General features: G+C 68.9%; 14 protein-coding genes. 7 read left to right on the forward strand and 7 right to left on the reverse strand.

Translation table 11 applies throughout. The annotated features are described in order from the left end of the window. Nucleotides 1-105: 105 nt before the first annotated feature. From RDU12_RS09500 to RDU12_RS09515, 4 genes are all read left to right on the forward strand, one after another. Nucleotides 106-489, forward strand: a complete 384-nt coding sequence (locus RDU12_RS09500; RefSeq protein ID WP_300289849.1) for a VOC family protein — start codon at nt 106-108, stop codon at nt 487-489. A 152-nt stretch (nt 490-641) separates the two neighbouring features. Further along, nucleotides 642-1,475, forward strand: coding sequence for an S-formylglutathione hydrolase (gene fghA / locus RDU12_RS09505; protein ID WP_300289848.1), 834 nt, complete (start codon nt 642-644; stop codon nt 1,473-1,475). Nucleotides 1,476-1,517: 42 nt separating this feature from the next. Then, a complete protein-coding gene (locus RDU12_RS09510) occupies nt 1,518-2,486 on the forward strand; it encodes a DUF4350 domain-containing protein (RefSeq protein WP_300289847.1) in 969 nt (322 codons plus the stop codon). Nucleotides 2,487-2,506: 20 nt separating this feature from the next. After that, nucleotides 2,507-2,737 carry a hypothetical protein gene (locus tag RDU12_RS09515; RefSeq protein WP_300289846.1) on the forward strand — a complete coding sequence of 77 codons (231 nt, stop codon included), beginning with the start codon at nt 2,507-2,509 and terminating at the stop codon, nt 2,735-2,737. A gap of 9 nt (nt 2,738-2,746) precedes the next feature. On the opposite strand, the gene RDU12_RS09520 is transcribed toward RDU12_RS09515, so the two are convergent. Further along, the gene (locus RDU12_RS09520; protein ID WP_300289845.1) at nt 2,747-3,001 is read right to left on the reverse strand and encodes a hypothetical protein; all 255 of its coding nucleotides are present in this window, start codon (nt 2,999-3,001) and stop codon (nt 2,747-2,749) included. A gap of 148 nt (nt 3,002-3,149) precedes the next feature. Here RDU12_RS09520 and RDU12_RS09525 point away from each other — a divergent pair, with 148 nt between their 5' ends. From RDU12_RS09525 to RDU12_RS09535, 3 genes are all read left to right on the forward strand, one after another. Then, on the forward strand, nt 3,150-3,761 hold the full coding sequence (locus tag RDU12_RS09525) for a superoxide dismutase (protein WP_300289844.1): 612 nt from the start codon (nt 3,150-3,152) through the stop codon (nt 3,759-3,761). A gap of 180 nt (nt 3,762-3,941) precedes the next feature. Next, nucleotides 3,942-4,559 (forward strand): 30S ribosomal protein S4, encoded by a 618-nt coding sequence (gene rpsD, locus RDU12_RS09530; RefSeq protein WP_300289843.1) that lies wholly within the window; start codon nt 3,942-3,944, stop codon nt 4,557-4,559. 137 nt (nt 4,560-4,696) lie between these two features. Beyond that, the gene (locus RDU12_RS09535; protein WP_300289842.1) at nt 4,697-5,086 is read left to right on the forward strand and encodes a hypothetical protein; all 390 of its coding nucleotides are present in this window, start codon (nt 4,697-4,699) and stop codon (nt 5,084-5,086) included. A gap of 4 nt (nt 5,087-5,090) precedes the next feature. Here RDU12_RS09535 and RDU12_RS09540 read toward each other — a convergent pair whose 3' ends face one another. From RDU12_RS09540 to RDU12_RS09565, 6 genes are all read right to left on the reverse strand, one after another. After that, complete coding sequence (locus tag RDU12_RS09540) at nt 5,091-5,519, reverse strand: thioesterase family protein (RefSeq protein WP_300289840.1); 429 nt, start codon at nt 5,517-5,519, stop codon at nt 5,091-5,093. Further along, a complete protein-coding gene (gene grxD / locus RDU12_RS09545) occupies nt 5,519-5,875 on the reverse strand; it encodes a Grx4 family monothiol glutaredoxin (protein WP_300289839.1) in 357 nt (118 codons plus the stop codon). Before grxD ends, RDU12_RS09540 begins: the two co-directional genes overlap by 1 nt. Nucleotides 5,876-5,957: 82 nt before the next feature. Further along, entirely contained in the window at nt 5,958-6,875 is a 918-nt protein-coding gene (locus tag RDU12_RS09550; protein ID WP_300289838.1) for an aldo/keto reductase, read from the reverse strand. Between the two features lie 3 nt (nt 6,876-6,878). Beyond that, a complete protein-coding gene (locus RDU12_RS09555) occupies nt 6,879-7,133 on the reverse strand; it encodes a BolA family transcriptional regulator (RefSeq protein WP_300289837.1) in 255 nt (84 codons plus the stop codon). 76 nt (nt 7,134-7,209) lie between these two features. Next, nucleotides 7,210-7,725: a GNAT family N-acetyltransferase gene (locus tag RDU12_RS09560; protein ID WP_300289836.1), complete on the reverse strand. Its 516-nt coding sequence runs from the start codon at nt 7,723-7,725 to the stop codon at nt 7,210-7,212. Then, on the reverse strand, nt 7,722-7,965 hold a 244-nt coding region (locus RDU12_RS09565; RefSeq protein ID WP_374990207.1), incomplete at its 5' end, for a hypothetical protein. The genes RDU12_RS09560 and RDU12_RS09565, both read right to left, overlap by 4 nt.

Genomic DNA, 7,965 nt, shown 5'->3' on the forward strand with positions numbered 1-7,965 from the left:
TGATGCACGCGGGGGAGAGCATCCGCAGCGTGGTGGTGTTCTAGAGGCTTGCGTCCCCGGGATAGTTGTTTAAAAAAACTGTCCTGAAGCAGGAAAAGGGAAGCCATGTTCACCCACATCACCGTCGGCGCGAACGACGTCGAGGCGTCGCGCCAATTCTATGACGCGGCGCTGGGCGCGCTGGGGATCGCGCCGGCCAGCGGGCCGGACCCCAAGGGTCGCTACTGGTGGCGGACGGAGCGGGGGGCGTTCGCGGTCGGCCAGCCGATCGACGGCGAGCCGGCCTGTCACGCCAACGGCGGCACCATCGGCTTTCACGCCGCCAGCCCGGAAGCGGTCGACGCCTTTCACACGGCGGGCGTCGAGAGCGGCGGCGTCTCCATCGAGAATCCGCCCGGATTCCGGGAGCTGGCCGTCGGGAAGCTGTATCTGGCCTATCTGCGCGATCCAGCCGGCAACAAGGTCTGCGCCCTGCACAGGCCGGGGTGACACTCGATATTCCATCCGCTCATCCCGGCGAAAGCCGGGACCCAGTGCTTTGGACGATCGGTCCCGGTAGGCTGCCCGGAACGATATCCTGAAACGCCGGCGTCAAGCTGGACAGAACTGGGTCCCGGCTTTCGCCGGGATGAGCGGAAAATATGGAAACCCTGAAGACCCACGTCGTCCACGGCGGAACCCTGCGCTATCTGCGCCACGACAGCGCGACCACCGGCACGGCGATGACGCTGTCGGTGTTCACGCCGCCGGGGGAGGGGCCGTTCCCGGTGCTGATCTGGCTGTCGGGCCTGACCTGCACCGAGGACAATTTCACCACCAAGGCCGGGGCCTATGGCGCGGCGGCCGCGCACGGCGTGATCGTGGTGGCCCCGGACACCTCGCCGAGGGGGGAAGGCGTCGCGGACGATCCGGCCTACGACCTGGGGCAGGGGGCGGGCTTCTATGTCGACGCCGTCGAGGCGCCGTGGGCGAAGCATTTCCGCATGGAGAGCTATGTCGTCGGCGAACTGATCGGGCTGGTCGACGCGGAATTCCCGACCACGAAGGCGCGGGCGATCTCGGGGCATTCGATGGGCGGGCATGGGGCGCTGACGCTGGCGCTGAGGCATCCGCACCTGTTCCGGTCGGTCTCGGCCTTCGCGCCGATCGCCTCGCCGACGCGCTGTCCGTGGGGCGAGAAGGCGTTCGCCGCCTATCTGGGCGAGGACCGGGAGACGTGGGCCGAGCACGACGCGGCGCGGCTGATCGGGGACGGGGTCGGGGCCGGCTGTTTTGACGACATCCTGATCGACCAGGGGGACGCCGATCCGTTCCTGGTGGAGCAGCTGAAGCCGGAGCTGCTGGTCGCGGCGGCGGAGGCGGCGGGGCAGACGGTCACGCTGAGGATGCAGCCGGGGTATGATCACTCCTATTTCTTCATGACCAGTTTCATCGCCGACCATGTGGCCTTCCACGCCGCGCGGCTGAAGGACTGATCGGTCCGTGATAGGGTCGCGTCCGGAACTGGAGGGCGTCCCATGCGGCTCGTTGCATTCGCGTTCGGCCTGATGGCCCTGGCGGCCGTCGCGGCGCCGGCCGCGGCCCAGCAGCAGATGGTCGATCCGGATTTCCGGCCGACCGTGGAGCGTCCGGCCTATGCGGCGGGCCAGGGTCCGGTCGTGGTCATCGACGAGGCGCACGCCAATTTCCACCGGCTGGAGGGCCAGTATGCGCCGTTCGCGGCGCTGCTGAGGGCCGACGGCTACCAGGTGCGGGCCGGGACGCAGGCGTTCGACGCCGGCGGTCTGGAGGGCGTGGACGTGGTGGTCATCGCCAATGCGGGCGCGACCCAGCAAAAGCCGACGCCGCCGGCCTTCACCGAGGCCGAAGGAGCGGCGCTGGAGGCGTGGGTCCGGGACGGCGGCAGGCTGCTGCTGATCGCCGATCACACGCCGTTCGGGGCGGCGGCGGAGGCGTTGGCGGCGCGGTTCGGGGTGAGGATGGGGACCGGCTACGCCTTCGCGATGACGGACGGGGGCCGCGACCTGACGACCAACCTGACCTATCCGGCCGAGGCCTTGGGGGATCATCCGATCATTGCGGGACGCGGCGACTCGGAGCGGGTGGACAGCGTGACCGCCTTCACCGGCCAGTCGCTGGAGGGGCCGGACGGCGCGACGGCGCTGCTGCACATGACCGATGGCGCGCGGGAGTCGCCCGATCTGCCGACGCTGCAGGCCCTGGCCGACCGGCTGGACGAGGCGGGCGGGTCCGAGGCCGCGGTGGCGGAACTGTCGAAGCCGGCGCTGCCGGCGCAGGGACTGGCGTTCGAATACGGCCGGGGGCGGGTGGTGGTGCTGGGCGAGGCCGGGATGCTGTCGGCGCAGCTGATCCGCTATCCGCCGGAGAGCGGTCAGGCCGACCGGCGCTTCGGCATGAACGCCGCGCCGGGCAATGCGCGCTTCGGGCTCAACATAATGCACTGGCTGAGCGGCCTGCTGCCCTGAAGCCGTGCTAGGGAGGGATCATGACCACCGCTGACGCCGCCCACGACGAGATGTTCGCCGCCCTGTGCCGGGAGGTCGGCTTCTGCCTGCACCCCAAGGGCGAGAAGCGGGTGCTGGCGGCCCTGCCGAACGGACTGGACGCCGCGACGCGGGCGGTGTTCGACGCCGAGGGGGTGGATTTCGTCTCCGCCTCCGGCGACCTGCGGCGCGCGGTGCGGGACTGCCTGAAGGCCAATCTGCCGGAGATCTGAGCGGCAGCTCTAGTCGTCGGACGCCGGCGGGGCGCCGTCGGAGGCCGTTGTCGTCGTGACGACCGTGGTCGTGGTCGACGTGGTTTTCGAGACCGACCATTCGGTGTTGCAGGAAGGTGCGCCGACCCATTCGCCCGTGCTGGTGTGGCAGTTCGAGCGGACCTCGGCCTGATCCGCCATCCGGTCGAGGGAGGCCACGGCGGCGCAGCCGGGGAGGGCGAACAGCGCCGCCAGAGCGGCCAGGGCGCGATGGATTGAGGTCACCGTTCTCCTCCTCGAGAATGAACCCCGAAGATCAACTCACGCGTGCGCGGATGCAAGCGTGCTGAACCAAATTCCCTCCGACCCGCTTGGGTTCGACGTGCGGGCGCCTAGATGAGGGCTCCCCGAAACCCGTCGAAGGAGCCTCCCCATGGCCTTTACGCTTCCGCCCCTCCCCTATGCCTATGACGCCCTGGAGCCGGCCATCGACAAGGCGACGATGGAGTTCCACCACGACAAGCACCACCAAGCCTATGTCGACAATCTGAACAAGGCGGTGGACGCGGACAGCAGCCTGCAGGGCAAGTCGCTGGAAGAGCTGTTCGCCGGCATCTCGAAGGCGCCCAGGGCCGTGCGCAACAATGGCGGCGGGCACTGGAACCACAGCCTGTTCTGGGAGCTGCTGGCGCCGCAGGGCAAGACCGGCGAGCCCTCGGCCGAGCTGGCCGCCGCCATCGACCGCGATCTGGGCGGGATGGAGAAATTCAAGGAGGCCTTCAACGCCGCCGGCGCCGGCCAGTTCGGCTCGGGCTGGGCCTGGCTGATCGTGCAGGACGGCAAGCTGAAGGTCACCTCGACGCCGAACCAGGACAATCCGCTGATGGATGTGGCCGACGACAAGGGCGCCGTGGTTCTGGCCGCCGATGTCTGGGAGCACGCCTATTATCTGAAGTACCAGAACCGCCGGCCCGACTATCTGAAGGCGTTCTGGTCGGTGGTGAACTGGAACAAGGCCAACGAACTGTTCGCCGCGGCGGGCTGAGCCACGCGAGGGCGGCGTCCGCCGAAGTCTTGACGGACGCCGCTCCGACCGTCATAAGCCCCGCCTTCACGCCACCGGCTCGCCGCGTTGCGTGATTGACTACGGACGATGCGTGGACCGCCGTTGAGATCGTCTCTCCAGTTGGGGAGGGACCGGGCCGCATCATGAGAAGAGTGACATATGTCCAAGCGCCATAGCGCCAAGTACAAACTCGACCGGGTCATGGGTGAAAACCTGTGGGGCCGCTCGAAATCCCCCGTCAACAAGCGCTCGTACGGCCCCGGCCAGCACGGTCAGCGCCGCAAGCAGAAGGTCTCGGACTTCGGCCTGCAGCTGAAGGCCAAGCAGAAGCTGAAGGGCTATTACGGCAACATCACCGAGAAGCAGTTCTCGGCGACCTATGACGAAGCCTCGCGCCGCAAGGGCAACAGCTCCGAGAACCTGATCGGCCTGCTGGAGTCGCGCCTCGACGCCATCGTCTACCGCGCCAAATTCGTCCCGACCGTCTGGGCCGCCCGCCAGTTCGTCAGCCACGGCCACGTGACCGTCGACGGCAAGAAGGTCGACATCGGTTCCTACCGGGTCAAGCCGGGCCAGGTCATCGAGGTCAAGGAGAAGTCCCGCTCGATGGCGCTGGTGCTGGAGGCCCAGCAGTCGTCGGAGCGCGACGTGCCCGACTACCTCGAGCTGGGTGACCGCGGCTTCTCGGTCCGCTACGTCCGCGTGCCGGAACTGGCCGACGTGCCGTTCCCGGTGAAGATGGAGCCGAACCTGGTGGTCGAATACTACTCGTCGTAATCGGCTGTTTCGACAGACGTTCGGAAGGGCCCCGGAGCGATCCGGGGCCCTTTCCACATCAGGCCCGCATCGGGTTCCCCTCGGGGGCGAACAGGCGCACACTATGCGCGTTCAGGAATCGGCACGGGAGGCCGGGCATGAAACGGACCGTCACGCTCGCCGGCACGATGACCCTCGCCGTGGCGCTCTCGGGTTGCGCGCTCGTGGACCGCTGGACCGGCCGGGAGGCCGCGCCGATGCTCGCCGACAGCCCGGGCCAGATCGAACCCGTGCACGCCGCCGCCATCGTGCAGGACCAGGCCGTGTTCTGGGTCAGTTCGAACGGCTGCACCCAGAAAGCCGACCTGCTGCCGGTCGTCCGCCGTCAGGGCGACGCCTCGGTGATCACCCTGCGCCGCCTGAAGGAGGATCGCTGTCTCGAACCTCGCGCCCAAGGGGTCGAGATGAGCTGGACCTTTCAGGAGATGGGGCTGGCGCCGGGCAGTCGGGTTTCGGTCGAAAACCCCTACCAGCTGCCGCGCGGCTAACCCGTCAGCGGATCTCGAATTTCGGCAGCATGTCGGCCGGGATGCGGTGCGGCCGCATGGTCACGGCGTCCACCAACACCCATTCCGAGACGCCCTGGGCGCACAGACGCCCGTCGCCGTCCTCGATGCGGACATAGCGGTTGAAGCGCGGCCCCTGCGGGTCGCCGACCCAGGTGCGGGCCTTTACGCCGGGGGCGTCGGGCGGCAGCGGGCGGAAATAGTCGATCTCGTGGCGCACGGCGACCCACGACCATCGGGCCCGGGTCTCCGGGTCGAAGCGGGCGTTCCAGTGGGCCGTGCCGGCGTCCTGCAGCCAGCCGACGTAGACGACGTTGTTGACGTGGCCGTTGTCGTCGATGTGCTCGGGGCGGACCTCCAGCGGGACGACGAAAATTTCGCGGTCCGCCCGGGGTTCGAGCTGGGCCTTGGCCATCAGGCGTCGGCGTCGCCGAGGGGCACGCCCTTTTCGGCCATCAGGGTCTGCAGTTCGCCGGCGCTGAACATCTCGCGCACGATATCCGAGCCGCCGACGAATTCGCCCTTGATGTAGAGCTGGGGGATGGTCGGCCAGTCGCTGAAGGTCTTGACGCCCTCGCGCAGGGCCTCGTCCTGCAACACGTCGACGCCGACGAAGGGGGCGCCCACGTGGTCGAGGATCTGCACAGCCAGCGAGGAGAAGCCGCAACGCGGCGCGTCCGGCGTGCCCTTCATGAACAGGACGACGTCGTGGCCCTTCACCGTATCGGCGATGAAGGCGTGGACGGGGTTGGCGACAGCTTGATCGGTCACTGGAACTGGCCTTTCGATGAAGGCCGTCAGCTAGGCGCCCTGAGGGGCGGGGTCAAGGCGTCGGAAGGTCCCAGGTCGTGGGTCAGGCCGCCTTGGCGCCGGCCACGCGGGCCATTTCGATCTGGGCGGCGAGGCCCGGCGGCATGTCGCGATCGGGCACCAGGGACAGCATGTTCAGCCGCTCCGTGTCGCTGGCGCGGATCAGCACGCTGGAGACCGAGGGGTCCGTGAGGGCGTAGGCCAGGCAGATGGCCTCGGCCGGCCAGTTGTTGGTGCGGTGAAGGAAGGCGAAGGTGCCGGCGTGGGCCAGCGGATTGGCCTTCGTTTTGGGGCCGCCGAATCCGAAGAAGCCCTTCTTCGGCTGGTGGACGGCCGCGGCCTTCTTGGCCGTGTCGAGGCTCTCAGGGAAGTAGTCGTAGACGAAGATGGCCATGTCCGCCTCGCGCGCCACGCGCAGGCGCGAGCGGATCTGCCACGGCGAATTAACGTGGAAAGGCGTGGCCAGGACGTCGAAGGCGCCGGTCGAGACATAGGTGTCCATCACCTCGCCCTCGCCGGAGATGCCCAGCAGGCGGACGCGTTCGGTGGCGCGCAGGGCCTTGAGCGCGTTCAGGGTCGTCTGAGGCAGTTCGTGCTCGGCCGGTTCGTCGAGGATGGCCAGGTCGAACCAGCCCAGGCCGGAGATGCCCAGCGCCCGATCGATGGCCGAGGTGATGCCCTCGGCCGAGAAGTCGCGGTCCGAGCCGCGACGGCCGTCGCCGGCCCCCAGCATCAGCGACACCTGCACCAGCTTGCGGTCGACGTCCTTCAGGGCCTGGCCGAGGACCTCGGCGAGCACCGGGTCGGCGGTCTCGAGGCGGTAGCTGTTGATGCCGGCTTCCAGCGCCGAATAGACCAGGTCGCGGCCGGCCTGGGGACCCTGGGCGATGTCGCGGGGGCCGAGGCTCAGCGTCAGCGCCGAGACCGCCTGACCCGCCTGTCCGAAGGGACGGTAGCGCATGGTTCAGTCTCCTGCCGGGGAGGTATTGGCCGGGGCCGAGGTTTCGAGCGCCAGCGCGTGAAGTTCGCCGCCCATCTTGCCCTTCAGCGCCGCATAGACGAGCTGGTGCTGGCGCACGCGGGGCAGGCCGGCGAAGGCGGTCGACACGATGCGGGCGCGATAGTGGTCGCCGTCGCCGGCCAGATCGTCGATGACGATCTCGGCGTCGGGAAAGGCTTCGGTCAGATGGCCGCGAAGCTCTTCGACGGGCATGGGCATGGGGCGGGCGATCTCCGGATTCGCCGGCCAGAATGGCGCGTAAACCTTAATGTCCGGCTACGGGGCGGGCCGTCGCTCAGACCGCCGCTCGCTCCAGCAGGATGACCGGCGCGCCCTTGTAGTCGGTGCGGGCGTACTCGCGGTAGCCGGCGCGCGCCGCCAGGGCGAGCGAGGGCGTGTTGGTCGGGTCGATCATGCAGACGGTGCGGGGCGCGTTCAGCGTATCGTCGCACCAGGCCAGGGCCGCCGAGACCGCCTCGAAAGCCAGACCCTTGCCCTGGAAGGCGGAACGGAGGCCCCAGCCCAGTTCCGGCGCGTCGAAGGCGGGCTCCAGCACGCGGTGGTAGTCGAGCACGCCGACGCCGCCGACATGCTCGCCGGTGTCCTTCAGCCGGAGGGTCCAGTTGCCGTGGCCGAGAGCCTCCCAGTGGCCGAGATCGCGCAACAGCCGGAACCAGACATCCTCGTCGCTGAGGGGCTCGGGGAAGAGGTGGCGGATGACGTCCGGGTCGGCCCACATGGCGCGCAGGTCGTCGTAGTCGGATACGGCGACCGGGGTCAGGGTCAGGCGTTCGGTGATCAGGGTGGTCATGGGGTCTCGAACAGGGCTCCGGCGCGCTCGATGCGGGTCTGACCGTTAGCGTCCGTCACGGCGAAGGTGAAGCCGGGCTGCAGCGCGAAGCCCCCGGCGCGGCCCTGTTTGTCGAGGGCCAGCAGGGCGACCTGGGAATTAGCCACCTTGGCGCCGCGCAGGCGGGCGAGGCGCTCGATGACGCGGCGGCAGGCGGCCGTGGGGTCGAGACCGGCGCGCAGGGCCTCGACCACGGCGTGG

It is taken from the genome of Brevundimonas sp., from assembly GCF_031082345.1.
Taxonomy (GTDB): domain Bacteria; phylum Pseudomonadota; class Alphaproteobacteria; order Caulobacterales; family Caulobacteraceae; genus Brevundimonas.

What these genes read in the sequence shown, in the direction of transcription:
- RDU12_RS09500 (WP_300289849.1), top strand. Translation starts at nt 106, where the DNA reads ATGTTCACCCACATCACCGTCGGCGCGAACGACGTCGAGGCGTCGCGC.
- fghA (WP_300289848.1), top strand. Translation starts at nt 642, where the DNA reads ATGGAAACCCTGAAGACCCACGTCGTCCACGGCGGAACCCTGCGCTAT.
- RDU12_RS09510 (WP_300289847.1), top strand. Translation starts at nt 1,518, where the DNA reads ATGCGGCTCGTTGCATTCGCGTTCGGCCTGATGGCCCTGGCGGCCGTC.
- RDU12_RS09515 (WP_300289846.1), top strand. Translation starts at nt 2,507, where the DNA reads ATGACCACCGCTGACGCCGCCCACGACGAGATGTTCGCCGCCCTGTGC.
- RDU12_RS09525 (WP_300289844.1), top strand. Translation starts at nt 3,150, where the DNA reads ATGGCCTTTACGCTTCCGCCCCTCCCCTATGCCTATGACGCCCTGGAG.
- rpsD (WP_300289843.1), top strand. Translation starts at nt 3,942, where the DNA reads ATGTCCAAGCGCCATAGCGCCAAGTACAAACTCGACCGGGTCATGGGT.
- RDU12_RS09535 (WP_300289842.1), top strand. Translation starts at nt 4,697, where the DNA reads ATGAAACGGACCGTCACGCTCGCCGGCACGATGACCCTCGCCGTGGCG.
- RDU12_RS09540 (WP_300289840.1), bottom strand. Translation starts at nt 5,519, where the DNA reads ATGGCCAAGGCCCAGCTCGAACCCCGGGCGGACCGCGAAATTTTCGTC.
- RDU12_RS09550 (WP_300289838.1), bottom strand. Translation starts at nt 6,875, where the DNA reads ATGCGCTACCGTCCCTTCGGACAGGCGGGTCAGGCGGTCTCGGCGCTG.
- RDU12_RS09555 (WP_300289837.1), bottom strand. Translation starts at nt 7,133, where the DNA reads ATGCCCATGCCCGTCGAAGAGCTTCGCGGCCATCTGACCGAAGCCTTT.
- RDU12_RS09560 (WP_300289836.1), bottom strand. Translation starts at nt 7,725, where the DNA reads ATGACCACCCTGATCACCGAACGCCTGACCCTGACCCCGGTCGCCGTA.